Source organism: Hyphomicrobium nitrativorans NL23, assembly GCF_000503895.1.
In the GTDB taxonomy this organism is placed as follows: Bacteria; Pseudomonadota; Alphaproteobacteria; order Rhizobiales; family Hyphomicrobiaceae; genus Hyphomicrobium_C; species Hyphomicrobium_C nitrativorans.
Genome location: NC_022997.1, coordinates 3,399,207 through 3,424,879, shown reverse-complemented (window position 1 = coordinate 3,424,879; position 25,673 = coordinate 3,399,207). Strand labels below are relative to the sequence as shown.

At 65.7% G+C, this 25,673-nt stretch carries 21 protein-coding genes; 20 read left to right on the top strand and 1 reads right to left on the bottom strand.

What is annotated here, in order from left to right; translation table 11 throughout:
* Positions 1-8: 8 nt before the first annotated feature.
* On the bottom strand, positions 9-1,310 hold the full coding sequence (locus W911_RS16000; protein ID WP_023788585.1) for an imelysin family protein: 1,302 nt from the start codon (positions 1,308-1,310) through the stop codon (positions 9-11).
* Positions 1,311-1,559: 249 nt separating this feature from the next.
* Between W911_RS16000 and W911_RS15995 the strand changes: the two genes are divergently transcribed.
* From W911_RS15995 to ligA, 20 genes are all read left to right on the top strand, one after another.
* The gene (locus W911_RS15995; protein ID WP_023788584.1) at positions 1,560-2,060 is read left to right on the top strand and encodes an RrF2 family transcriptional regulator; all 501 of its coding nucleotides are present in this window, start codon (positions 1,560-1,562) and stop codon (positions 2,058-2,060) included.
* Between the two features lie 325 nt (positions 2,061-2,385).
* Positions 2,386-2,907 (top strand): hypothetical protein, encoded by a 522-nt coding sequence (locus W911_RS15990; protein WP_023788583.1) that lies wholly within the window; start codon positions 2,386-2,388, stop codon positions 2,905-2,907.
* Between the two features lie 17 nt (positions 2,908-2,924).
* Positions 2,925-3,251: a (2Fe-2S)-binding protein gene (locus tag W911_RS15985; protein WP_023788582.1), complete on the top strand. Its 327-nt coding sequence runs from the start codon at positions 2,925-2,927 to the stop codon at positions 3,249-3,251.
* Between the two features lie 126 nt (positions 3,252-3,377).
* Entirely contained in the window at positions 3,378-4,472 is a 1,095-nt protein-coding gene (locus W911_RS15980) for an imelysin family protein (RefSeq protein WP_023788581.1), read from the top strand.
* Complete coding sequence (locus W911_RS15975) at positions 4,429-5,580, top strand: DUF1513 domain-containing protein (RefSeq protein WP_023788580.1); 1,152 nt, start codon at positions 4,429-4,431, stop codon at positions 5,578-5,580. The genes W911_RS15980 and W911_RS15975 overlap by 44 nt, the downstream gene beginning before the upstream one ends.
* 76 nt (positions 5,581-5,656) lie before the next feature.
* Complete coding sequence (locus W911_RS15970; RefSeq protein WP_023788579.1) at positions 5,657-7,111, top strand: UDP-N-acetylmuramoyl-L-alanyl-D-glutamate--2,6-diaminopimelate ligase; 1,455 nt, start codon at positions 5,657-5,659, stop codon at positions 7,109-7,111.
* 55 nt (positions 7,112-7,166) lie between these two features.
* Positions 7,167-8,582 carry a UDP-N-acetylmuramoylalanyl-D-glutamyl-2,6-diaminopimelate--D-alanyl-D-alanine ligase gene (locus W911_RS15965; RefSeq protein ID WP_023788578.1) on the top strand — a complete coding sequence of 472 codons (1,416 nt, stop codon included), beginning with the start codon at positions 7,167-7,169 and terminating at the stop codon, positions 8,580-8,582.
* Between the two features lie 27 nt (positions 8,583-8,609).
* Entirely contained in the window at positions 8,610-9,692 is a 1,083-nt protein-coding gene (gene mraY, locus W911_RS15960; protein ID WP_023788577.1) for a phospho-N-acetylmuramoyl-pentapeptide-transferase, read from the top strand.
* Between the two features lie 125 nt (positions 9,693-9,817).
* Positions 9,818-11,227: a UDP-N-acetylmuramoyl-L-alanine--D-glutamate ligase gene (murD, locus tag W911_RS15955; RefSeq protein WP_023788576.1), complete on the top strand. Its 1,410-nt coding sequence runs from the start codon at positions 9,818-9,820 to the stop codon at positions 11,225-11,227.
* Positions 11,224-12,402 carry an FtsW/RodA/SpoVE family cell cycle protein gene (locus W911_RS15950; protein ID WP_023788575.1) on the top strand — a complete coding sequence of 393 codons (1,179 nt, stop codon included), beginning with the start codon at positions 11,224-11,226 and terminating at the stop codon, positions 12,400-12,402. Before murD ends, W911_RS15950 begins: the two co-directional genes overlap by 4 nt.
* Entirely contained in the window at positions 12,402-13,517 is a 1,116-nt protein-coding gene (murG, locus tag W911_RS15945) for an undecaprenyldiphospho-muramoylpentapeptide beta-N-acetylglucosaminyltransferase (protein WP_023788574.1), read from the top strand. Before W911_RS15950 ends, murG begins: the two co-directional genes overlap by 1 nt.
* A gap of 105 nt (positions 13,518-13,622) precedes the next feature.
* The gene (gene murC, locus W911_RS15940; protein ID WP_023788573.1) at positions 13,623-15,062 is read left to right on the top strand and encodes a UDP-N-acetylmuramate--L-alanine ligase; all 1,440 of its coding nucleotides are present in this window, start codon (positions 13,623-13,625) and stop codon (positions 15,060-15,062) included.
* A gap of 28 nt (positions 15,063-15,090) precedes the next feature.
* The gene (gene murB / locus W911_RS15935) at positions 15,091-16,056 is read left to right on the top strand and encodes a UDP-N-acetylmuramate dehydrogenase (protein WP_023788572.1); all 966 of its coding nucleotides are present in this window, start codon (positions 15,091-15,093) and stop codon (positions 16,054-16,056) included.
* Positions 16,053-17,009 (top strand): D-alanine--D-alanine ligase, encoded by a 957-nt coding sequence (locus tag W911_RS15930; RefSeq protein ID WP_023788571.1) that lies wholly within the window; start codon positions 16,053-16,055, stop codon positions 17,007-17,009. The genes murB and W911_RS15930 overlap by 4 nt, the downstream gene beginning before the upstream one ends.
* Positions 16,997-17,884, top strand: a complete 888-nt coding sequence (locus W911_RS15925; protein ID WP_023788570.1) for a cell division protein FtsQ/DivIB — start codon at positions 16,997-16,999, stop codon at positions 17,882-17,884. Before W911_RS15930 ends, W911_RS15925 begins: the two co-directional genes overlap by 13 nt.
* 14 nt (positions 17,885-17,898) lie before the next feature.
* Positions 17,899-19,185: a cell division protein FtsA gene (gene ftsA / locus W911_RS15920; RefSeq protein ID WP_023788569.1), complete on the top strand. Its 1,287-nt coding sequence runs from the start codon at positions 17,899-17,901 to the stop codon at positions 19,183-19,185.
* A 90-nt stretch (positions 19,186-19,275) separates the two neighbouring features.
* Positions 19,276-21,012: a cell division protein FtsZ gene (ftsZ, locus tag W911_RS15915; RefSeq protein ID WP_023788568.1), complete on the top strand. Its 1,737-nt coding sequence runs from the start codon at positions 19,276-19,278 to the stop codon at positions 21,010-21,012.
* Between the two features lie 297 nt (positions 21,013-21,309).
* The gene (lpxC, locus tag W911_RS15910; RefSeq protein ID WP_023788567.1) at positions 21,310-22,254 is read left to right on the top strand and encodes a UDP-3-O-acyl-N-acetylglucosamine deacetylase; all 945 of its coding nucleotides are present in this window, start codon (positions 21,310-21,312) and stop codon (positions 22,252-22,254) included.
* Positions 22,255-22,567: 313 nt separating this feature from the next.
* A complete protein-coding gene (locus tag W911_RS15905; RefSeq protein ID WP_023788566.1) occupies positions 22,568-23,425 on the top strand; it encodes an outer membrane protein assembly factor BamD in 858 nt (285 codons plus the stop codon).
* Between the two features lie 67 nt (positions 23,426-23,492).
* Positions 23,493-25,625: an NAD-dependent DNA ligase LigA gene (gene ligA, locus W911_RS15900; RefSeq protein WP_023788565.1), complete on the top strand. Its 2,133-nt coding sequence runs from the start codon at positions 23,493-23,495 to the stop codon at positions 25,623-25,625.
* The last annotated feature ends 48 nt before the right edge of the window (positions 25,626-25,673 follow it).

Sequence of the window (25,673 nt, the reverse complement as noted above, 5' to 3'; positions counted from 1 at the left end):
GACGTCATCTACTGCGCGCCCTCGACGAGATCGGGATTGTCGAGGCTGTCCGACCCCTCGAACGCGATGCCCTTGAGATCGAGCACGGCAATGGCGCGCTCCAGTTCCTTGGCCTGCGCGACCAGAAGGTCGATCGTCTTTTGCACCACGGCGTTGCCCTCCGCGTTGCCGAGCCCGATCATCTGGTCGTAGGCCTCGACGGATTTGGCGCGCTCCACCAGCACGTCCATCTGGCTCATGGTTTTGTCTATGGCGGCTCGCACCGCTTCGTCCGTCTCGGGCGATTTCGCGCGGACGAGGTCGGAGACGGACGGTCCCGAAACCACGCTGCCGTCCGTACGCTTATAGCTGCCGAGGTACACGTTGCGGATGCCGAGCGCGTTGCCGTAGTGAGAATTGTGCGTGTTGTCCGAGAAGCAATCGTGCTCCTCCTCCGGATCGTGGATCATGAGGCCGAGCTTCATGCGCTCGCCCGCAAGCTCGCCGTAGGTGAGGCTGCCGAGCCCCGTGAGCAGGGCGGTGAGCCCGTCCGTCTCGTTCTCGGTAACGGCGGCGCGCGCGTCACCCTCCGGCCCCCACTGTTCGGATATCCAGGCAAGGTCCTCGACGAGCATCCCGGTCACGACGCGGAGATAGGCCGCGCGCCGGTCGCAATTGCCGTTCGAGCAATTCGCGAGGTCGTAGTCGGTATGAGGCCGCTCGCCCGCGCCCGGACCCGTTCCGTTGAGGTCCTGCCCCCATAGCAGGAACTCGATAGCGTGATAGCCGGAGGCCACGTTGGCCTCGATGCCACCCGCTTCATGCAGCGTCTCGCGAATGAGTTGCGGCGTAATCTCCGAGGCGTCGACCGTATTGCCTGCAACCTTGAGTGTGGAATTTGCGATCACGTTCGCGGTGTAGAACTCGTTTTCCGGGTGGTCGCCGCCATAGGCCTCGGCCACGTAGTCGATCAGACCCTCGTCCAGCGGCCACGCATTCACGCGGCCCTCCCAATCGTCGACGATCGGGTTTCCGAAGCGGTAGGCCTCTGTCTGCATGTAAGGGGCGCGGGCGTCGATCCAGGCCTGGCGCGCGGTTGCCAGCGCCTCTGCGCTGGGGCTGTCGAGCAGTGTCCCGATGGTTTTTTGAAGGGCCTTCGCCCGCTCCAGGCTGTCCTCATATCCCGCCTTGGCGATGTCCGCATAGGTGGCGAGCACCGCGTCTGCGGTGGGTGCTTCGGCGTGAACCGTTGCAGAAAAGGCTCCCGCGGCAGGCACAATCGCCGCAAATGCGAGGAAAATCTTTGGAAATCTTAGGGTTGGCTGGGGCAAGGATCGAACTCCTCGGGATCTGGTCAGCGGGCGGACGCGACTGGACTTATTTACGAAAGCAGTCAAGAATGATTGCCGATTTCCGCGCGTAGAGAAACCGGGGCGGCGCCCCTAAGGGCCAAGGGAATATTTTTCCCTGCGCCGGGCGATTTTTTGGTAGTTTGGAATTGATCTAGAATTTTGTTGAGATACAAAACCAAACGGACCCGCGCGAACGGTGGCGCGCACGGGAGGAGAGCTGGATAGACCATGCGCCTAAGCAAGACAACGAACTATGCCATCCGCATTCTGCTGGATTGCGCCGGAGCCGCGCCCGAACTTGTGAAGGTCGCAGAGATCTCCGAGCGGCGTGACATCACGCTCCAGAACACGTTCAAGATCGTTCATCTCCTCTCCCGGGCTGGCTTCATTCAGGCTGTACGCGGCCGCCATGGTGGGGTCCGTTTGGCCCGTCCCGCAGCCGAAATCCGCATCGGCGACGTGGTGCGGTCGATGGAGATCCTGCGCCTTGAGATGGAGACGGAAGACGGTGCCGAAGGGGAGAACCAGGGTCAGCTTGCGGCCCTTGATCAGCTTTTCGACAACGCGCTCGATGCGTTCATCAGCGTATTGGACGAGCACACCCTTGAGCAGATGCTCAAGGTGCAGCGTCCTCAGGCGCCTCGTTCTGTAAAGCCGAAGACACAGCGTCGCACGAAAGCGGTCGCAATTTCGGGTGCCGCCACCCGTCGCTCCCGAGCGCAGCTCTGAAAGCATTTAGCTTTCTGTACTTTGGAACTCTTCAAAACAAAGATTTGAATGATTCCAATAGGCTAGGGCGCGACTGCACCCTTGACTCCAGCCTGAGAAAGAGGCTTGTTTACGCGCAAGGCTGCCCTTGAGCAGCCGGCATACCTATATCCTTTTCGGGGCCTTGAACCTCGACAATAGGAAGGTCGAACGATGCTTCTCGAAACGCACCCCAATTGGGTGTTGCGCGCGGATTGCGTGCCGTTCTCATGCCCGCCTTATGGGCTCGCCTTTCCTTCCTGTCGCTTGAGCGTTCCGGTCCTGTCGCAGATGCGGGAGGTCCTTCATGCGTCGTTCTAGTGCCGCGCGCCCCGTCATTGCCCCGCCCCCGCTGCAGACGCTCTCGGGCGAGCGTGGCGCCGAGCGGCTGATCGGCCTCGGCTTCCGCTACTGGGTCGCCGGATATAAATCCGGCGATATCGACCGCTGGGAAGAAGCCTGGCGCATCTATTCGAGCGCGCTCGGCGCCAATGCCGCCCGCACGGCCGTGTCCGAGCTTTCGGCCTGGGTGCGCGCGGTCAGCGCTGCGGCCCGCCGTGAGATCGAGGTGTGCGCCGGCGACTGCGCGGGCTTCTGTCGCGACGAGTGCCTGGCCGTGTCGATGATCGCGGCCTGCCAGCACAACACCTGCCCTGCGATGCGCGCCTGCGCCTTCGCGCTGATCGAAAGCTCGCTGATCGACGAGGTCGTCCACCACGCCGAGAGCTTCGCCGTCACCATGCGTGGCCTCGATCAGGTGCTCTCGCCGGGTCTGATTGTGAATGCCGCAGCCTATGCGTCGGCCCCGGTGGCCGATCTCAGGCAGTAGCGGCGAGGACGGGAAAAATGATCGTTTGCTCCTGTACGCGCATCTCCGATCACGACATCGAGCTTGCGCTTCTCGACATCCTGAACCAGCCCGAGGCGCCGATCCCGACGCCCGGCGTCGTCTACCGCCACATGCAAAAGCGCATGCAGTGCTGCGGATGCGCGCCGCTGGCCGTCGACGTCATCTACGCGCGCCTCGAAGTGCTGGAGAAGAAGGGCCTCATCTGCCCATACCGCAGCTTCTCGACGCGCGAGCGCCTCATGCGCATGCAGCAGCAGCGCCGCAATCAGAAGGCGAACGTGCCCTTCACGGCGGAAGAAGAGGATTACGTCCTCGCCGAGTGAGGGTGCTTTCGTCCGCCCTCGCGTCGCTCAGCCTTTCGTTTCCTTGCGCCACGGCGTACACATCGGGCCATGGTGTCCCGAAGACCTTTCCGAGTGAATTTCGGCCTGCTCTCAAGAGCAGCAGCGATGGCAGCCGCCGCCGCTGCGTCGGTGATGTTCGTTGGCACAACGGGTAGCTGGGCGGAAAGCGCGCCTCAGCCGAAAACCCAGGCGGCGATGGTTCGCGACGCCGTGGACGAATTTATCTTGCCGCGCATCGACGCTTTCAAGACGCGTGCGAACGTCTTGTCCGAAGCGGTTGGCGAGGCGTGCAGGGTGGAGGCGAAGCCCGCCGCCCTCGCGGTGGCCCAGTCCGCCTTCGTCGAGACGGTGCGCGCGTGGGCGCCGCTCGATTTCGTGCGCTTCGGACCCTCGGCCCGAAACCACCGCCTCGAACGGGTGCTGTTCTGGCCCGACCCTCGCGCCACCGCAGAGCGGCAGTTGAACACGCTGCTCGCCGCGCGCAAGCCGGAGCTTTTGCAGCCCGGCGCGCTCGCCAAGCAAAGCGTTGCCGTCCAAGGCCTGACGGCGCTCGAAGCGCTCCTTTTCAGCGAAAAGCAGCCGCTTGGAAACGGGAATGACGAGGCGGCACGTTATCGCTGCGACATGGCGCGAGCCGTAGCCTCGGCCATCGATACGGTTGCCGGAGAAATCCAAAGCGGCTGGGCGGGCGAAGACGGCTATCGCGCCAAGATCCTGAATCCCGGACCGGAGAACCGCCTCTATCGCGACACGTCCGAGTCGGCCCGCGAGATCGCCAAGGCGCTCGTCGTCGGCTTCGATCTCGTGCGCGACCGCATCGCGTTGCCGGAGCTTCATGCCGTGTCGCGCGATCCTCCCCGTCGCGCACGCCTTCCGTTCGAGAGGTCGAATGCGACGGGCGTCTTCGTCATCGCGACAATCGACGCGCTGAAGGAACTCTATGACGTGTGCGCGTTTGCCGCCCGCATCGGTCCCGATAAGCCGTGGATGGTCGGATTTTTGTCGGCTGGGTGGAACGGGCTCGCGACAGAGTCGCGAAGACTTGACGATGTCCGGGCCGGAGACATCGCCTCGAAGGCTCACAGGCACGTCGCCAACAAGCTGCGCTTCGACATCACCTCTATTCGCCAAATCGTTGTCAGGGAGCTCGCGGCCAATGCCGGCATCATCCTGGGCTTCAACGAACTCGACGGCGATTGATCGCCGCCGGTTTGTTGCGGGTGCGCTGATCGCCCTCACTGCGCCGCGCTGCGTTCTGTCGGCCGAAGCGCGTGCGGCAGGCCATGCCGACACAGCCGTCGTCTACGCCGCCGCCGCTCGCAGACAGGGGAACGGCTACGCGGTGCTTCTCGTCACCGGCGATGGGCGCGTCCTGCGCGAGATCCCGCTCACTGCCCGCGCGCACGACATCGCCATCGACCGCGCACGCCGCCGTGCTGTGGCGTGCGCACGCCGCCCCGGCTACTTCGCGCTTTGCTTCGACATTGACGGCCGCGCCGAACCCGAAGTGTTCGCGCCGCCGCCGGATCGGCATTTCTACGGCCATGGCGCATTCTCGCCGGATGGGCGGCTGATCTACATGACCGAGCACGACGTCGAGACCGGAGAGGGCATCATCGGCGTCTACGAAACGGGAAAAGGCTTCCGCCGCATCGGCGAATTTCCCTCGTACGGCATCGGCCCGCACGAGGCGATCCTGTTGCCCGACGGCAAGACGCTCGTCGCAGCGAACGGAGGGTTCGGCAGCGATCCCGTCACGGGCCGCGAGAGCATCGACGTCGCGGGCATGGAGCCGAACATGTCGTTCATCGATGTGGAGACGGGTGCATTGAAGGCGCAGCACGGCCTGCCGCCCGAGATCAATCTGCTCTCGATCCGCCACCTCGTGGTCGACGCCAGCGGTGCGGTGTGGTTCGGCGGGCAATGGCAGGGTGCAATCGAGGATGCGCCGGAGCTGATCGGCCGCGCGCGCCTCGACCGTCCGATTGCGTTGATCGAGCCGGGCGGTCCGGCGGGAGACGCGCTGCGCGGATACATCGGCTCGGTGGCGGTCTGCGCCGAAGGCCGCCTCCTCGCCGCATCTGCCCCTCGTGCCGGGCGCGTCGTCTACACCGATACTGAAACCGGAAAGATCGTGCGCGAGGTGGCGTTGAAGGATGCTTGCGGCCTCGCCGGAAGCGGTCCCCGTGCCTTCGCAATCAGTTCGGGCCATGGTGTCGTCAGAACCGAGGAGGCGCGAGAAGGCGAAAATGCGCTTGAAACCCGTTTCCCGTCCACAGAGTTTGACAATCACCTCCGCCGCGTTTGATGGCTGTGCGCGACGCGCTTCAAACTGAGGGGGAAGCAGTCTAAAAGCGTCCGAGCATTCGCCTGGCCGGGAACACATGCTTCTTTCCACGCTCATTCCCCACGATGAGGTTGCCGAGGTGCCAGCCGGCGCCTTCAGCATCGCCGTCACCAGTCTGACGGCGGACAGCCGCCGCGTGGAGCCGGGAGCGCTGTTTGCGGCCCTCTCCGGCGCCAAGGCAGATGGCACCGCGTTCATCGCGGACGCGGTGGAAAAGGGCGCCGTTGCCATCCTGACGAGCGAAACCGCCGACGTGCCGGATGGGCTCTCCGTACCCGTCCTTCGCGCGCGCGACCCGCGCCGGGCGCTTGCGCTCATCGCGGCGCGCTTCTTCGAACGCCAGCCCGAAACCATCGTTGCCGTAACGGGCACGAGCGGAAAGACATCGGTTGCGGAATTCACGCGCCAGCTCTTCGCGGCGGCAGGCCGGCGTGCGGCGTCGCTCGGCACCATCGGTGTGGTGAAGCCGGACGGCGCAACCTATGGCTCGCTCACCACACCCGATCCGGTGACGCTCCACGCAACGCTTGCTGCGCTTGCGGGCGAAGGCATTACGCATCTTGCGTTCGAGGCCTCGTCCCACGGTCTCGATCAATATCGTCTCGATGGCGTGCGCGTGAGCGCGGCAGCGTTTACGAACCTCGGGCGCGATCATCTCGATTATCATCCCACGACCGAAGCCTATCTCGCCGCCAAGCTCCGCTTGTTCGAAGAGCTTCTGCCGCTCGGCGCGCCAGCCGTCGTCAATGTCGATGCGGCCGGGGCGGAGACGGTGATCCAGGCCGCGCGCCTGCGCGGGCATCGCATCGTCAGCGTCGGAACGGCAGGCGAAACGTTGCGCCTTGCAGCCCTCGATCGCGATGGCTTCGCGCAGGTCATGACGCTCGTCTATGATGGCCGCACGTACGAAGCCCGCCTGCCGTTGATCGGCACCTATCAGGTCGCGAACGCGCTGGTCGCGCTCGGCCTCGTTCTCGCGATGGGCGAAGACCCCGCCGTCGTCGTTCCCGCGCTTGCCGGGCTGAAAGGCGTGCGCGGACGCCTCGACATCGTCGGCGAGAAGAACGGCGCGCTCGCCGTCGTCGACTACGCCCACAAGCCCGAAGCCCTCGAAGCGGCGCTCGCGGGGCTCAGGCCGTTCGCGACCGGCCGCCTCATCTGCGTCTTCGGCTGCGGCGGCGACCGCGACCGTGGCAAGCGGCCGATCATGGGCGCCATCGCCACTTCGAACGCCGACATCGTCATCGTGACCGACGACAATCCGCGCACCGAGGATCCGGCCGCCATCCGCGCCGAAATCCTGGCCGCCGCGCCCGGCGCGCGAGAGATTGGGGACCGCGCCGAGGCGATCCGCGCGGCCGTGGCGCTCCTGCAACCTGGAGACGTGCTTGTGGTCGCCGGCAAGGGCCACGAAACCGGCCAGATCGTGGGCCAGACGGTCATTCCCTTCTCGGATCATGACTGTCTCGGCCAAGCGTTACAGGCGTCCTGAACGAACAAGACAGCAGCAAGGAGAGGATGTCCGTAAAGGGCGTCCGATACGCGACGTGACCCTTCAAGACACGCTGTGGACATTCGACGATCTCGTGGGCGCGGCTGGCGGCCGGGCGGATAACGCGTCAGGCGCCCCCGTGACGGGCCTCTCGATCGATACGCGCACGCTCGCGCCCGGAGATCTTTTCGTTGCCCTCAAGGATCAGCGTGACGGCCACGAGTTCGTGAGCGCGGCATTTGCGGCAGGTGCAGCGGCGGCGCTCGTCTCCACGTCTTACGAAGCTAAGCCCGGCGACGGTCCGCTGATCCGCGTGCCGGATGTGCAGGCGGCGCTTGAAAACATAGGCCGCGCCGCCCGCGCGCGGTTGTCGCCCGATGCGCGCGTGATCGCGGTCACCGGCAGTGCGGGAAAGACGGGTACGAAAGACATGCTGCGCGCCGCGCTGTCTCGCGTTGGGGCGACGCACGGTGCAGACAAGTCGTTCAACAACCACTGGGGCGTGCCGCTCACCTTGGCGCGCATGCCCGCAGCAAGGCGTTTCGGCGTGTTCGAGATCGGCATGAATCACGCGGGCGAGATCGGGCCTCTGTCGCGCATGGTCCGCCCGCACATCGCCATCGTCACCACCGTCGATGCCGTCCACCTCGCGCAGTTCCCGAACGTCGAGGCCATCGCGGAAGCCAAGGCCGAGATCTTCCAAGGGCTGGAACCCGGCGGCACGGCGATCCTCAACCGCGACAACGTGCATTTCGAAACGCTCCGCCGCCATGCCGAAGAGGTCGGCGCGCGCGTGGTCTCGTTCGGTCAAAGCGCGCGCGCGGACGTGCGCTCCAAGGTGCTCGAAATCGCAGCCGACGGCACGGCGATGCAAATCGACATCGGCGGGCGCGAGATCCATTGCCGGGTGGGCGTGCCGGGCATTCACATCGCGATGAACGCGCTCGCAGTCGCCGCCGCCATCGATGCGGCTGGAGCCGATGTCGAGACGGCGCTCGCGGCCCTCCCAACCGTTCCGCCGCCGCCGGGCCGCGGTGTGCGCACGGAGTTGCCGCTCGGGGATGGCCATATCCTACTGATCGACGAGAGCTACAACGCGAACCCCGCGTCCATGCGTGCGGCGTTCGCGGTCCTGGGCACGGTGCCGCGGGCAGCCTACAAGCGGCGCATCGCCGTGCTCGGCGATATGCTGGAGCTGGGTGCCGAGGAACAATCGCACCACCTGGCGTTGAAGGAAGCGGTTGACGCCGCAGGCACGGATCTGGTCTTTGCGAGTGGTCCGAACATGGAGCATCTTTTCCGCGCGCTGCCGCCGGAGCGCCAGGGGGCATGGGGCTTGCGGTCCGGCGAGATCGAGGACGCGCTCGTCGCGCGGCTCGCACCGGGCGATGTGGTAATGGTCAAGGGGTCGAACGGCAGCCGCATGGGGCCGCTCGCAGACGCACTGAGGAAAAGGCTCGCCGCAGGCTGATTGGGGACGGGGTCGAGGGGGAATGCAATGCTCTACGAGCTGGTGAGCTTCAGCGATCAGATCAACATTCTGAACGTATTTCGCTACATCACCTTCCGCACTGGCGGCGCGATCTTCACCGCGCTCCTGTTCGTACTTCTGTTCGGGCCTGGCATCATCGCGCTGCTCAGGCTGAAGCAGGGCAAGGGCCAGCCCATCCGCGAGGACGGCCCCCAATCGCATTTCTCCAAGAAGGGCACGCCCACCATGGGCGGCCTCATGATTCTCGCTGGCGTGACGGTGGCGACGCTGCTCTGGGCGGATCTTTCGAACGCCTACGTCTGGATCGTGCTCTTCGTTGCGCTCGCCTATGGCGGCATCGGTTTCTACGACGACTATCTGAAGGTGACGAAGCAGCAGTCGAGCGGGTTCGGCGGCCGCGCGCGCCTCGGCCTGGAATTTCTGGTGGCGGCTGTCGCCGTCTACTTCCTCGTGCAGCTTTCGACGCCCGATCTCGCGGGCAAGCTGGCGCTGCCGTTCTTCAAGACGGTGCTGATCGATCTCGGCCTGTTCTTCGTCGTGTTTGGCATGTTCATCATTGTCGGTGCGGGCAATGCGGTGAACTTGACGGACGGCCTCGACGGCCTCGCCATCGTGCCGGTCATGATCGCGGCGGCCACCTTCGGCCTCATCGCCTATCTGATCGGCAACGTAAGGTTCGCGAGCTACCTGCAGATTCACCACGTCGCCGGAACTGGCGAACTCGCCGTCATCTGCGGCGCGCTGATCGGCGCGGGCCTGGGCTTCCTCTGGTTCAACGCGCCGCCCGCCATGATCTTCATGGGCGATACGGGCTCGCTCGCGCTTGGCGGCGCGCTCGGCGCAATCGCGGTGGCAACCAAGCACGAGATCGTGCTCGCCATCGTCGGTGGCCTGTTCGTGCTGGAAACGCTGTCGGTGATCATCCAGGTCGCGTCCTTCAAAATGACGGGACGGCGCGTATTCCGAATGGCGCCGCTCCATCACCACTTTGAGCAAAAGGGATGGCACGAAAGCACGGTCGTCGTGCGTTTCTGGATCATCTCGGTCATCCTCGCGCTGATCGGGCTTGCCACGCTGAAGCTCAGGTAAAGAACACGCGGCGCAGCGCGCGAAGACAAACGCGGTGAAGCCGACACGTCGCTCCGGTGCGGCGCGACGCTCCAAAGACCATTCGCGCTTCAATCTGTTTGGGAAGAACTTTAGCCTCGGGTGCCATGATTCGCGTCTCGACGTTCAACGATCGGACCGTTGCGGTCTTCGGCCTCGGGGCTTCGGGCCTTGCGACCGTGCGCGCCCTCGTGGACGGCGGCGCGCGCGTCGCGGCGTGGGACGATAGCGAGCAGGGCCGAGAGGCTGCAGCACAGGCGGGCGTGCCGCTGGTCGACCTCTCGACCGCCGATTGGTCGGAGTTCGCAGCTCTCGTGCTCGCGCCGGGCGTGCCGCTCACGCATCCCGAGCCGCATTGGACGGTCAAGGCCGCAAATGCTGCGGGCGTTGACGTCATTGGCGACGTCGAGCTGTTCTTCCGCGAGCGCGCCGCCGTGTGCCCGGCCGCACCCGTCATCGCCATCACCGGCACGAACGGAAAATCGACGACATCGGCGTTGATCGCGCACGTGCTGCGCGAACTCGGCGCCGACGTCCAGCTTGGCGGAAACATCGGCCGCGCGCTCCTGACGCTCGAACCGTTTTCCGACAAGCGCGTCTACGTGCTCGAACTGTCGTCCTTCCAGATCGATCTCGCACCCAGCGTCCGTCCCACTGTCGCCGTCCTGCTCAACGTCTCGCCCGATCATATCGATCGCCACGGCACGGTGGAGCACTACGCGGACGTCAAACGCCGACTCGTTGACGCAGCCGAGACGACCGCGGTCATCGGCATCGACGATCCCTGGTCCGCAGACATCGCCCGCACGCTGGAAGCCCGCGGCGGAAGAGTGCGGCGCATCTCGGTTGGCGAGCGTGTCGGAGACGGCATCTCGGCGTCGGACGGCAAGCTCTACGAGAATGCGCCGGACGAGAAGGAAAAGCCGGTTGCTGACCTCGACGGCATCGCGACGCTCCGCGGCCGTCACAACTGGCAGAACGCCGCCGCCGCCGTCGCGGCCGTAAGCGCGCTGCCGAAATCCGTGCGCGGCAAAGGCAACATCGCGGCCGCGCTTCGCACGTTTCCCGGGCTCGCCCATCGCCTGGAAGTCGTCCGTCGCATCGGCGTGGTGGACTTCATCAACGACAGCAAGGCGACCAACGCCGACAGCACCGAAAAGGCGCTCGCGAGCTTCACGGGCGACATCTACTGGATCGCCGGCGGCCGGCCGAAGTCTGGCGGTATCAAATCGCTCGGCTACTATTTCCCGCGTGTCACCCGCGCCTATCTCATCGGCGAGTCCATGCACGAGTTCGGAAACACGCTCATAGGCAAGGTGGACTTCGAGCGCTGCGGCACGCTCGACGTTGCCGTGCGCCGGGCCGCGGCCGACGCGATGGCAGCGGGCCGCGAGGGCAGCGTCGTCCTGCTGTCGCCTGCGTGTGCCTCCTTCGACCAGTTCCGTAATTTCGAAGTGCGTGGAGACGCCTTCAAGGCGCTCGTCGCCGAACTCGCGTCGGAAGGCGCGGCGTCATGAAATTTTCGCGCGCGGACAGGAGCCGGCTCGCGGAATGGTGGTTCACGGTGGACCACGCTTTGATCTTCGCGATCCTGCTTCTTGCCGGTGCAGGCGTCGTGCTTTCGCTTGCGGCAAGCCCCGCAGTCGCCTTGAAGAAGGGCTTCGCCGCCTATCACTTCGTCGAGCGCCACGTGGTGTTCTCGGCAGCGGGCGTCGTGATCATGCTCGCCGTCTCGCTGTTCGGCCCGTCGGGCATTCGCCGATTGAGCCTGGTGGTTCTTGCAGGCGCGCTCATAGGTCTCGTCGCGGTGTACTTCGCGGGCGACGAAATCAACGGCGCGCGCCGTTGGCTCTCCATCCAGGGCCATTCGCTCCAGCCCTCCGAGTTTGCCAAGCCGGCCTTCGTCGTCGTCTCAGCGTGGCTGCTTGCCGAAGCCCGCCGCCGGCCCGATATGCCCGCGCTGCCCATCGCGATCGCGCTGCTCGGGGCCATGGTTGGCCTTCTTGTCGTGCAACCCGACATCGGCCAGACGTTTCTGATCACGCTGGTGTGGATCGCCATGTTGTTCGTGTCGGGTCTTGCGGCAACGGGCGCGGTGATCCTCGCCGCCATCGGCGGGGCCGGCCTGTTCGCGGCGTACATCTATTTTCCGCACGTCGCGTCCCGCATCGATCGCTTCTTCAGCCCGCAAACCGGCGACTTCAGCCAGGGCGACCGCGCCATCCGCTCGTTCGTCGAGGGCGGGTTCCTGGGACGCGGACCGGGGGAAGGCACCATCAAGACGGCCCTTCCCGACGCCCACACCGACTACATCTTCGCCGTCGTGGCCGAGGAGTACGGCGCGCTCGCGTGCTTTGCGGTGCTCGCGCTTTTTACGTTCATCGTCGTGCGCGCGCTTCGCCACGCGGAGACCGAGCCCGAAGCGGCAACGCGTCTTGGGATCGTCGGCTTGGCGCTGATGTTCGGCTTTCAGGCCCTGATCAACATGGGCGTGAACGTCGGCCTTTTGCCCGCCAAGGGCATGACGTTGCCGTTTCTGTCAGCCGGTGGTTCGTCCATCCTGGCGATCTCGCTCACACTCGGTATGTTGCTGGCCTTGACCCGCCGCCGGCCCGATGCCGACCGCTTGAGGAAACCTCCCCTGATGCCGAACCTGCCGAGCCTCGCCACAACGAGCGAGCCGAGATCGTGATGCCCGCCGACCGAGCCCCCATCCTGCTCGCCGCCGGAGGCACGGGCGGCCATCTGTTTCCCGCCTACGCATTGGCCGAGGAACTGGCGCGCCGTGGCCGCGCCGTGGACCTCGTCACCGACATGCGCGGCGACCGATACGGCACCGGCTTTCCCGCGCGCACGGTGTATCGAATTCCCTCCGCCACGCCCGGCAGCAAGAAGAACCCGCTCGCCCTTGCGCGCGTGGCCGTCACGCTTGCCCGCGGCGTCCATCAGGCCCGCAATCTTATCCGCACGCTGAAGCCCGCTGCCGTCGTCGGCTTCGGCGGCTATCCGACCGTCCCGCCGTTGATCGCGGCGCGGTTGCTCGGCGTCCCGGCCATTCTCCACGAGCAGAACGCAGTGCTCGGCCGCGCCAACCGGCTGCTGGCACGCCCGGCCGTCGCCGTCGCCACCTCGTTCCGCGCCACGCGCTATCTGGACGGGGCCCTGGCCGACAAAGCCCGCTTCACCGGAAACCCCGTGCGCGATGTGGTCATCGACGCGGCGAAGACGCCTTACCCGACGCTCACCGCAGACGGGCCGATCCATCTCCTGGTCTTTGGCGGTAGCCAGGGCGCGCGCTTCTTCTCGGAAGCCGTCCCCCAGGCGCTCGCGAACCTCGCCCCCGACCTGCGACATCGTTTGCGCGTGGTGCAGCAGGCGCGGCCGGAGGACGTCGCAGCCGTTGAAGCCGCGACCGCAGCCGCCGAAATCCGGGCCGAGATTGCGCCGTTTTTCAAGAGCTTGCCCGAAATTATGGCATCGAGCCATCTCGTCATCGCCCGCGCCGGGGCCTCCTCCGTTGCGGAGCTTGCCGTCATCGGCCGCCCGTCTATTCTCGTACCTTTGCCGCATTCTCTCGACAGTGATCAGTTGGAGAACGCGGCAAATCTTGCCGAATCGGGGGGCAGTTGGTGTATCGAGCAGAAGGATTTGACGCCGCTTCGGCTCGCGACGGAGCTCGGCAGGCTGTTCGCCGAACCCGGAATGCTTGGCGCCGCTGCGGCCAAGGCGAAGGCCGAGGGGCGGGCGGATGCCGTTCGGTTGTTGGCGGATCTCGTCGAGGAGGTCGCGGCCGCTCGCCTTGCGTAATGGCCGGGCAAGCCACGACGACGACGATAGATCGCTTCAAGGATCGCTCAGGTGAGGCCCTCGTTTCGAGCGCGCTTCCCCGGCGTTGAAATAGGAACGCCTTCCATGCAGATGCCCCGCGACATCGGGCCTTTCCATATCATCGGCATCGGCGGCATTGGCATGAGTGCCATCGCCGAGATCCTTCTCGCCAAAGGCTATCAGGTCCAGGGCAGCGACCAAAAGGAATCCGCCAACGTTCGGCGCTTGCGCACAAAGGGTGTGCGCGTCTTCGTCGGCCATGACGCCGTGAACCTGATCGGCGCCCGCGTCGTCGTGATTTCGACGGCGGTGAAACCCGGCAATCCGGAACTCGAAGCCGCCCGCGCCAAGGGCCTCACCATCGTGCGCCGCGCCGAGATGCTGGCTGAGCTGATGCGCCTCTATGCGACGGTTTCCGTCACCGGCACGCACGGCAAGACGACCACCACCTCCATGATCAGCATGCTGTTCGAGAGCGCGCGTCTCGACCCGACGGTGATCACGGGCGGCATCATCAACGCCTGGGGATCGAACGCCCGTCTCGGCCAGGGCCGCTGGATGATCGTCGAGGCCGACGAGAGCGACGGCACGTTCACGCGCCTGCCGACAGAGATCGGCGTCGTCACCAACATCGATCCCGAGCACCTCGATTACTTCGGCTCCGTCGAGAACATGCATGCCGCCTATGAGCGGTTCCTCCGCAACATTCCCTTCTATGGGCTTGCGGTCGCCTGCATGGATCATCCCGTCGTGCGCGAGATGATCGAGCGGCTGAACCTGGTCCGCGACGGCCGCCGCCTGCTCACCTACGGCACCCGCCACGATTCCGATCTCGTGCTGCGCGCGCTTCGCGTCGAGGGCGGCACAACCGTGATCGACGCCGACTTGAGCGGACACGTGAAGGGCGGCGCGCGCGCGTTGCGCGGCTGGGCTCTGCCGATGCCGGGGCAGCACAACGCCATGAATGCGCTCGCGGCAATCGCCGTCGCGACGGAGGCGGGCATTCCCGACGATGTGATTCGCGCAGGCCTTGCGGCCTTCTCCGGCGTCAAGCGCCGCTTCCAGCTCACCGGAACATGGAACGGCATCCAGATCTACGACGATTACGCGCATCATCCGGCGGAAATATCGGCCGTGCTCGAAGCAGCGCGCACGAGCGCCCGCGGCCGTGTGATCGCCGTTGTCGAGCCGCATCGCTACACGCGCGTCCGCGATCTCTTCCGCGAGTTCTCATCGTGTTTCCGCGCCGCAGACAGCGTGATCGTGGCGCCCCTCTATAGCGCCGGCGAACAGCCCATCGACGGCATAGACCCGCAGACGCTCGCTGAGGGCATCCGCAACATGGGCCACGGGGCCGTTGCCGTTGTCGCCGATCCGCGCGAACTGGTGGGCCTCGTGCGCCGCCACGGCCGCGCGGGCGACATGGTGATCATGCTCGGCGCCGGCAACTCGACCGAATGGGCGCACGCGCTGCCGGAATGGCTGCTTGCGAGCGAGCCGCGCCGCGCGGGCCAAGCGCTGTGATCATTTCTAAACCTGAGCGGGAGAGCCCGTGACGTACCCAGACATCACGCAAGATCTAAAGGCGGCGATGCCAGACCTGCGCGGTCGCCTTGCCGCCAATGCGCCGATGGCCGACATCACCTGGTTCCGCGCCGGTGGACCGGCGCAAGTGCTCTACTTCCCGGCCGACGAAGCCGACCTCGCCTACTTTCTCAAGCGCAAGCCCAAGGACCTGCCGACATTCGTCATCGGCCTCGGCTCGAACCTTCTCGTGCGCGACGGCGGCGTCCCCGGCGTCGTTATCCGGCTCGGACGCGGGTTCGCCGGCATAACAGCGGAAGCCGGGCATCGCATCCGCGTCGGCACTGTGGTTCCGGATGTGAAGGTCGCGCGCGCAGCGGCAGAGGCGGGTATCGCCGGCCTTGCGTTCTATCGCGGCATCCCGGGCTCCATCGGTGGCGCACTGCGTATGAATGCGGGTGCGCACGGGAGCGAAACGAAGGACGTGCTCATCGAAGCCCGCGCTGTCGATCCGGAAGGCAACATCCACGTCCTCTCGCGCGACGACATGGGCTTCACCTATCGCCATTCGAGCGTGCCTGCGGATTGGATCTTCACCGAAGCGCTCTACCAGGGCACGCTGGGCGATCCGGCCGACATCCTGGCCGCCATGGACGAGGTGGCCGAGTACCGCGAGCAGAACCAACCCATCAAGGAGCGCACCGGCGGCTCCACCTTCAAGAACCCGCCCGGCCACAGCGCTTGGAAGCTCGTCGACGCCGCGGGCTGTCGTGGCCTTCGCGTCGGCGGCGCGTCGGTGTCGGAAAAGCACTGCAACTTTCTCATCAACGACCAGGGCGCCACGGGCGAAGACATCGAGCGCCTGGGCGAGACGGTGCGTGCGCGCGTCAAGGCAACGTCCGGCGTGACGCTCGAATGGGAAATCATTCGCCTGGGGCAGCCGCTCGAAGGCCGCCCCGTCGGTGAAGCCTTGGCCGAGACGGTTGTGTCATGACGGATAAGCTGGGGATTGCCCCGCCGCGCACGGTTTCGCATGTCGCCGTGCTGATGGGTGGACTATCCGCCGAGCGCGAAGTCAGCCTGAATTCCGGCAAGGCCGTGGCCGACGCGCTCGAAGGCGAGGGCTATCGCGTGATGCGGATCGACGTGGACCGCGACATCGCAAGCCGGCTGCAGGAACTCCGCCCCGATGTCTGCTTCAACGCGCTGCACGGCCGCTTCGGCGAGGACGGATGCATCCAGGGCATCCTCGAAACGCTCGGCCTTCCCTATACGCACTCGGGCGTTCTGTCCTCGGCGCTCGCCATGCATAAGGAGCAGGCGAAGACGGTGATGCGCGCGGCGGGCGTGCCGGTGGCGAACGCGAAGCTCGTGCCGCGCCGAGACGCGGCAGCGGCGCACGTTTTCCCGCCGCCCTACGTGGTGAAGCCGCCGACGGAAGGTTCGAGCGTCGGCGTCGTCATCGTGCCGCCGGGAACCGCCCGTCCGCCGGAAGCCATCCTGGCGGGCGGTGCGCCGGACGAGATCGTGATGGTGGAGCGCTACATCGCGGGGCGCGAGCTGACGTGCGCCGTCATCGGCGATTTTGTGACCGGCGTGATTGAGATCGTCCCGCGTGCCGATCTCCCCTACTACGATTTCGAGGCAAAATACGCTCCTGGCGGCTCTCATCACGAGCTGCCTGCGCAACTTTTACCGGATGTTTACCAGTTGATCCGGAAATACACGGTTGCAGCCCACGCTTCGCTTGGCTGCCGGGGAGTGTCGCGTGCGGACTTCCGTTTCGATGACACACCGGGTGGCACCGGCGAACTGGTTTGCCTCGAAGTCAATACGCAGCCGGGCATGACCGGAACCTCGCTTGTGCCCGAGCTTGCGGCGTACGCAGGCTGGTCGTTCGGCGAGCTTGTACGATGGATCGTTGAGGACGCGAGTTGTTCGAGATAAGGCAGAGCCGGACACGACGCATCGAGGAGCATGATCCGCTCCACGAAACGCCCGCTTCTAACCTTGTTCTCCCCCTTGGCTCGTCAGCCGAGCCTCGCGCATTCTCCCCGCTGCTCTCGCGCCGTGCGCGCATTCTCGCCATCGCGCTCGTCGCCGGCCTCGGGATCGGCGCGATGGAAGAAGCGGCCCGCCTCTCCGGCACGCCGGAGCTTGAGCGCCTCGCACGTTTCGCCGGCTTCGGCATCGACCAGGTCGTGCTCGAAGGCCATCGCATGAGCTTCGACGGCGAGATCTTCGATGCGATGGATCTCGGCAACGTGCGCACCTTTGCAGCCCTCGACAGCGCGGCCGTCAAGGCACGCATCGAGCGCCTTCCCTGGATCGACACCGCCGAATTGAGCCGCGTCTATCCCGGTCGCCTAGAAGTGCGCGTCACAGAGCGCACGCCGTACGCGTTGTGGTCGCGCGCCGACCGCCGCTATCTCATCGACAAGACCGGCCGTGTGCTTGCCGCCGTGAGCGGCGAAGCGCTGCCCGACCTGCCGCGCTTTGCGGGCGAAGGCGCGGCCAGCGAAGCAGCCAGCCTCATGGAGACCGTCTCTCGCTATCCTGCGATCGCGAGCCGCCTCGCCGAAGCCGAGCGCGTGTCCGAACGCCGCTGGACGCTTCGCCTCGCGAACGGATCGACCTTGGTTCTGCCCGCCGATAACGAGGTGGGCGTGCTCGAAATGCTGTCGCGCGATTCCGAGCTTCTCGCGCTCGTCAATGCGGGCGGCAATTCGCTCGATTTCCGCGGACCGGGACGCGTCGCGGTTCGTCATGAAGAAAACGGCGGCGCAAACGGGCCCGGCGCGGCGCCCGGCGCCGGCTCCTGAGGCGGAGGAATGAAATGAGCCGCGAACGCAGATGGGGCAGCGGAACGCCGAAGAGCGTCAAGGGCGTGCTCGACATCGGCACCAGCAAGGTGGCCTGCCTGATTGCATCCGTTGCGGACGCGAGCGAGAGCGGTGGTGCGCCCGCGTCTCCGCGCATGCGCATCCTCGGTGTCGGCCATCAGCGCGCCGAAGGCATCAAGGGCGGCGTCGTCATCGATCTCGACCGGGCCGAGCAGGCCGTCCGTGCTGCCGTCGCGCAGGCCGAGCGCATGGCGGGTGTAGAACTCACCGAGGTGCACCTTGCCGTGTCGTGTGGGCGGTTGAAGTCGCACAATTTCGCGGCCCGAGCCGAAATCGCAGGCGGTGTCGTGCGTGAGGCGGATCTCGGCCGTATGCTCGATGCTGGCCGCACGTTTGCCGAGCAGGGCGGCAGGTCTCTCGTCGACATGAACGAGGTGGCGCTGCGCATCGACGGCGTTCCCGGTGCGCGCGACCCCCGCGGCCTCGCAGCGCGCGAGATTGCGATCGATCTCCACGCCGTGACGGCCGACGAAGCGCCGCTCCGCAATCTTCTGATGGTGGTCGGGCGCTGCTATCTGGAGGTGGCAAGCCTCGTCGCGGCGCCCTACGCCAGCGCGCTCGCCGTCACCAGCGAGGACGAGCGGCGCCTCGGGGTCACGGCCATCGATATCGGCGCCGGCGCCACGAGTTTCGCCATGTTCGCCGAGGATCGCTTCGTGCATGCGGGGGCTGCCCCCCTTGGCGGCGCCCAGATCACGTTCGATATCGCCCGCTCGTTGCATACACCCCTTGCCGAGGCCGAGCGAATCAAAGCGCTTTATGGCACAGTGATCGGCGCGCCCTCCGATGAGCGCGACGTCTTCTCGTATCCGGCCGCCGGAGAGGAAGACGCCGTGATGCATCAGAGGACGCGAGCCGAGCTTGTCGATGTGATCCGTCCGCGCGTGAAGGCCATCGTGGATCACATTCGTGAGCGGCTTGAGGCCTGCGAGCTTTCGGCCCTGGCGGGCCGCGCACTTGTGCTCACCGGGGGCACGAGCGAGATGACAGGGCTCGCTGATTTTGCGGCGGCGGAACTGGGGAGACCCGTTCGCGTTGCCCGTCCGCAGGTGGTGTCCGGATTGCCGCCTGCAGTGTCGAGTTCTGCGTTTTCGACCGTTGTCGGCCTGCTGCTTGCGGAGACGCAAGCGCGCACGGGCCGGTGGATTTACCAGGGCCGCGATCCCCAATCGGAGAGCTATCTCAAGCGCGTGGGGTCTTGGCTCAGGGAAGGATTTTAGCTCGCTGCCGGCAATGACCGGACGGGCAGTGTCGAAAAGCCGGGGAGCCGCGTCGCGCGGACTGTCTCCCTCGCGCGGAACGGGGGTTAGATGAGCACCAAGAGCGACCTGCCGAGCATGTCGGAACTCAGGCCGAAGCTCACGGTGATCGGCATCGGCGGTGCGGGCTGCAACGCCGTCAACAACATGATCGCCTCGGGGCTGGCCGGTGTCGACTTCATCGTCGCCAACACGGACGCACAGGCGCTCGTGGCAGCCGCGACCGATCTCAGAATTCAGCTTGGCGCAGCCCTCACCGAAGGGCTCGGCGCCGGTTCGCGCCCCGAGATCGGCGAGGCTGCGGCCGAGGAATCGATCGAAGAGATCCGCACCTTCATCAAGGGCTCGCACATGGTGTTCATCGCCGCGGGCATGGGCGGCGGAACGGGCACCGGGGCGGCGTCCGTCATCGCGCGCGTGGCGCGTGAGATGGGCATCCTGACCGTTGGCGTCGTCACCAAGCCGTTCCTGTTCGAAGGCGCACGCCGCATGCGCGTGGCGGAAGCGGGCATCGAGGAACTACGCCCCTACGTCGACACGCTGATTGTCATCCCGAACCAGAACCTGTTCCGCGTCGCGAGCGAGCGCACGACGTTCTCCGAGGCCTTCGTGATGGCCGATCAGGTGCTCTATTCGGGCGTGGCCTGCATCGTCGATCTGATTTTGAAGGAAGGCCTCATCAACCTCGACTTCGCCGACGTGCGCACCGTGATGACGGACATGGGCACCGCCATGATGGGCACGGGCGAGGCGGAAGGTCAGAACCGCGCCACCGTCGCTGCCGAGGAAGCCATCGCCAATCCGCTGCTCGACGACGTGTCGCTGCGCGGTGCCAAAGGGCTTTTGCTGTCGATCACCGGCGGCAAGGATCTCACGCTTTACGAAGTCGACGAAGCGGCCAGCCGCGTGCGCCAGGAAGTGGATCCCGAGGCCAACATCATCGTCGGCGCCACGTACGACGAAAGCCTCGGCGACCGCATCCGCGTGTCCATCGTCGCATCCGGCATGAACCGCGTGGCGGAGGGCGACCGCCATCCGCAGGCGCAGTCCGACGACTGGATGCGCGGCGGACGCAATCCGGCGTCGGCCGAACCCCGCCGCCGCCTGCCGCCGACCGGACATCCGCCCGCTGCGGCGCGTGACGACCGCGCGCCCGCGCCGCAGGATATGCAGCGCCGCCTGACGGAAGCGCTCCAGTATTCGCCGTCGTCGCCTTCATCCGGTGCGCCGAGGTCTGGCGTCCCCGCTTCCGGCCGTGCGCCGGGCCAAGGTCGCTCGGGCGACGCGTGGCACGGTCCCGGCAACGTCACCATCGAGAGCGGACCGCCCCAGCTTCAGGGCGCGTCGCCCCCGCCGTTACCGCACCAGGGTTACGCGTCGGCCCATGGTCAGCCTGGGGCCCATGGTCAGGCCGGCTTCATGCCGGAAGCGCCATCCGAGATCCGCCGCCAGCAGCGCCGCATGCCCGATGTCGGCGATTTCCCCCCTGTTGCCCAGCGGGTTTATCGGGCCATGGAGGAATCGCGCGAGCAGCCGGCTGGCCACGGCGCGGAGCCACGCCGCCGGCTCGGTCTTTTCGAGCGACTCGCCGGAAAAGTCCGTGGTGCGCCTGATTCGGACCCATCGCATCACGCGGAGCCGGCGGGCTATCACCCGTCTGGCTATGCCGACGGCCCGGCCCACCAGAATGGCGGTGTGCAGGATTATGAAAATCATTCAACGGACGAAAATCGGCCCGGCAACCAAGATGCTGAATTGCCAGTTTTTTTTCGGGAGCGCGGTCGCTAGATAGCGATTCCGTTCGACGCGGCCGGAACGTCCGTTGAGGAATGTCCCGGATCGTAACACACCGTAAGAAAGCGTGATTTGTGCCACACGGGCACGGCGACTATCGTTTCACCATAACGACCGGTTCGCACGGAGGATCCGCCTCACCCGCCTGCCCAACATACCTAATAAAACCCTGCAAAATTAAGCAGGCTGGGCAGATGCAGTACGGGGAACGGGGTGAGCGGAGAGCGAACTTTGGCCGGGGGTGACGGACCGCCGAAAAGGCGGAATGTCGGCAACGAGGGACGGCGCAGAATGTCAAATCGATTCATTGGCGCACGACAGACGACGATTGCCCGTGACATCGAAGTCCATGGCACGGGGGTGCATAGCGGAGCGCCGGTTTCGGTGATCCTGCATCCGGCGGCAGCCGATACCGGCCTTCGATTTATCGTCACGAAACGCGGCCGCATCACCGCCGAGATCCCCGCCAAAGTCTGTAACGTCAAGAATCTCACGCTCTGCACGGTCATCGGAAACGACGAAGGCGTTACCGTTTCCACCGTCGAGCACCTCCTCGCCGCGCTGCGCGGCCTCCACATCGACAACTGCGTCATCGAAATCGACAGCAAGGAAGTGCCGATCATGGACGGCAGCTCCAAGCCGTTCGTCGATGCCATTGACGAGGTTGGCGTCCGCGAGCTCGCCGCGCCCCGCCGTTTCCTCAAGGTGTTGAAAACCGTACGTGTCGAAGAGGGCGACTGCTGGGGTGAGCTGGGGCCGCATTCCTCCGGCCTCCACCTCGATGTCGAGATCGATTTCCCATCGCCGATCATTGGCCGCCAGCGCATGGCGTTCGAGATGAGCCCCGGCGTCTTCCGCAACGAAGTGGCCCACGCCCGCACGTTTGGCTTCATGAGCGACGTCGAGCGCCTTTGGAAGGCCGGCCTTGCGCTCGGTGCCAACCTGACCAACACTGTCGCCATCGGCGACGACCGCATCATGAACCGCGAAGGTCTGCGCGATCCGCAGGAGTTCGTCCGCCACAAGATGCTGGATGCCGTGGGCGATCTCGGCCTCGCCGGACATCCGATCATCGGCGCTTACCGCTCGCTGCGTGGCGGCCACCGGCTGAACTCGCTGGTGCTCCAGAAGCTGCTGGAGGACACCACCGCTTGGGCCATCGTGCAGGCGCCCCGCGTCCGCGAGCCCCGCACGCTTCCCTTCGAACCGGCCGTTGTCGCCGCTGCGGGCGAGTAATCGCCGCTTTTCAGCGAAGTAGAACGACTCTCGGGATGTTCGCGCGCGTGAGCGCGTGTCGCTTGCGCGCGACAGTGCAGTCTCTTGATATGTCAGAGACTTTTGCATCGTGGCATGGCGGAAAATTTCGCTCCAAGTCTCAGATCAACCACATTGTGGGGATAGCTTCGCCGCCGGGATAGTTCATGCCCTTGTCGGCTTCAGGCCTGTTTTGAAGTGTGCTACATCGGTCTCGTCAAAGACCTGGATCATGAGGACGATGCGCCCCCAAAGCGCGCACATCGCCGACCGGGGTTGGGGAGTAGGGCATTCGATGCTGAAGACGCCGAAATGGGCCGCCGCCGTCATGTGGTGCGCGATGGCAGGCGCCGGACTGGCCCTCGGCGGCTGCGCGTCCTCGTCCGATGCCACCAGCATCCTCAACGCCGATCCGCCCGAGAAGATGTATGCCGACGCCGACTCGCTCATGAATCGCGGGCGCTTCCAGGACGCGGCCAAGAAATTCGAGGATCTCGATCGGTCGCATCCCTATTCGCCGGAAGCGCGCCGCGCGATGGTGCTTGCAGCCTATGCCTACTACAAGGCCGGCAAAGGACCGGAGGCAGTTGCGTCCGCCGAGCGCTATGTCGTCATGCATCCTGGCACGAAAGATGCGCCGCTCGCCCATCACATCATCGCGTCTTCCTACTTCGACGAAATCAAGACGGCGAACCGCGACCAGAGCGCGACGCGCAAGGCGCTCGAGCAGCTGAAAATTCTGCAGTCGCGCTATCCCGACAGCACCTACGCGCGCCAGGCTGAGAACCGCATCCGCATCGCCGAGGACAGCCTCGCCGCCTCCGAGATGGAGGTTGGCCGCTACTACCAGGGCCAGAAGAACTTCGTGGCGGCCATCAACCGCTTCCGCACGGTCGTGTCCGATTACCAGACGACGGCGCACGTGGAAGAGGCGTTGATGCGCCTCACCGAGTGCTACATGGCGCTCGGCGTGGTGAACGAGGCGCAGACTGCGGTGGCCGTGCTCGGCCACAACTTCCCGGAGTCGAAGTGGTATCGCGACGCCCACGCGCTATTGACTCAAGGCGGCTACACGCCGAACGCGGATAGCGACTCCTGGATGACCAAGGCATGGCGCGCCGTGCCGAAGTTCGGCCTTGGCGGTCCGGGCTGACACCCGTTTGCTTTGAAGGCGTCCTCCGCTATTGATGCTGCCAATCGAGTATTGACGCGCGGCGGCAATGTCCAAGAGCAAGAAAAAGCCCGAACTCCACCCCGTCGAGGAGTTGAGCGAAAGCGACGCCGCGGCAGAACTCGCGCGTCTTGCCGCCGAGATCGCGCAGCACGACCTCCTCTATTATCAGTCCGACGCTCCCGAGATCTCGGATGCCGACTACGATGCGCTCCGCCAGCGCAACGACGCGATAGAGGCTCGCTTCCCTGCGCTCGTGCGCGCAGACAGTCCCTCGCATCGCGTCGGCGCGCCCGCGTCCGAAACCTTCGCCAAGGTTCGCCATCGTGTGCCGATGCTGTCGCTTGGCAATGCCTTCGACGACGTTGACCTCACGGAGTTCGCGGCCCGCGTCCGCCGCTTCCTATCGTTCAAGCCCGAAGACGCGCTCGCCTTCACGGCCGAGCCGAAGATCGACGGTCTCTCGATCTCGATCCGCTACGAGGAGGGCCGCTTGGTCGAAGCCGCGACGCGCGGTGACGGCGCGGAGGGCGAGAACGTCACGGCGAATGTGCGCACCATTGGCGAGATCCCCCACACGCTTCGAGGATCGAACGTCCCGGCCGTCGCGGAAATCCGCGGTGAGATCTATATGAGCCACGCCGACTTTGCGGCGCTCAACAGGGCGCAGGCCGAGGCGGGGGGCAAGGTGTTCGCCAATCCGCGGAATGCTGCTGCCGGCTCGTTGCGCCAGCTCGATTCCAGTATCACGGCATCCCGCCCGCTCTGCTTCTTCGCATACGCATGGGGCGAGATGTCGGACATGCCGGCGGACACGCAGAAGGGCATGGTCGAGGCCTTCGCGAAGTGGGGCCTGCCCGTGAATCCGCTCATGCAACTGTGCGAGAGTGCAGACGAACTCCTGGCGTTTTATGCCGACATCGCGGACCGCCGCGCGTCGCTCGGCTACGACATCGACGGCGTCGTCTACAAGGTGAACCGGCTGGACCTGCAGGAGCGGCTCGGTTTTGTGTCCCGTTCGCCGCGTTGGGCCATCGCGCACAAGTTCCCGGCCGAGCAGGCCGTCACGGTGCTGCGCGACATCGAGATCCAGGTGGGCCGCACGGGTTCGCTCACGCCCGTCGCGAAGCTGGAGCCCGTGACCGTCGGCGGCGTGGTCGTCTCGAACGCGACGCTGCACAACGAAGACGAGATCGCGAGGAAGGACATTCGCATCGGCGACACCGTCGTCGTGCAGCGCGCGGGCGACGTCATCCCGCAGATCGTCCGCGTCATGGTCGAGAAGCGGCCGGCAGGCGCCGAGCCGTACCAGTTTCCGAAGACCTGCCCGATCTGCGGCAGCCACGCCGTGCGCGAAGCCGACGAGAGCCCGGGGGCAGGCGGCGTCGTGCGCCGCTGCACGGGCGGGCTCGTCTGCCCGGCTCAAGCGAAGGAGCGCCTCAAGCATTTCGTCTCGCGCCTGGCCTTCGACATCGAAGGCCTCGGAGAAGAGAAGATCGCGCTCTTCTTCGACGAAGGCTTGATCCGCCGTCCCGCCGACATCTTCACGCTCGAAACGCGCGACAACGCAAGCGAAGTGCCGCTTGCAAAGCGCAAGGGTTTTGGCGCCAAGTCGGTCGAGAAACTGCTCCGCGCCATTGATGCGCGCCGCAAAATGCCGCTCGATCGTGTGATCTTCGCGCTCGGGATCCGCCATGTGGGCGAGACCACAGCCAAGGATCTGGCACGCGCCTATCAGACGTGGGAGGCGTTCCGTTCAGCGGTGGACGCAGCCGTCGCGGGCGGCAAGGACAGCGAAGCCTACGCCGACATCGATGCCATCGAAGGCATCGGCGAGACCGTCGTCGATGCGCTGGTCGACTTCTTCTCCGAGCCCCATAACATCGAAGCGGTCGACGATCTTCTCTCGCATGTGCAAGTGACGCCGTTTGTGCGCCAGACGGTGGTCGAGTCGCCCGTATCGGGAAAGACGGTTGTGTTTACCGGCAAGCTCGAACGTATGGGGCGCAGCGAGGCCAAGGCTCGGGCGGAGCGATTGGGCGCAAAGGTGTCGGGCTCGGTGTCGGCCAAGACAGATTACCTGGTGGCCGGAGCGGATGCCGGCTCGAAGCTCAAAAACGCCCAGGCGCTCGGCGTGGCCGTGCTGACCGAAGACGAATGGCTGGATCTCATCGGCACGTAGCACGCGAGCGGCGAAGGACCCGTCGTCCTCGCCGCCCGTCGCTCTGTG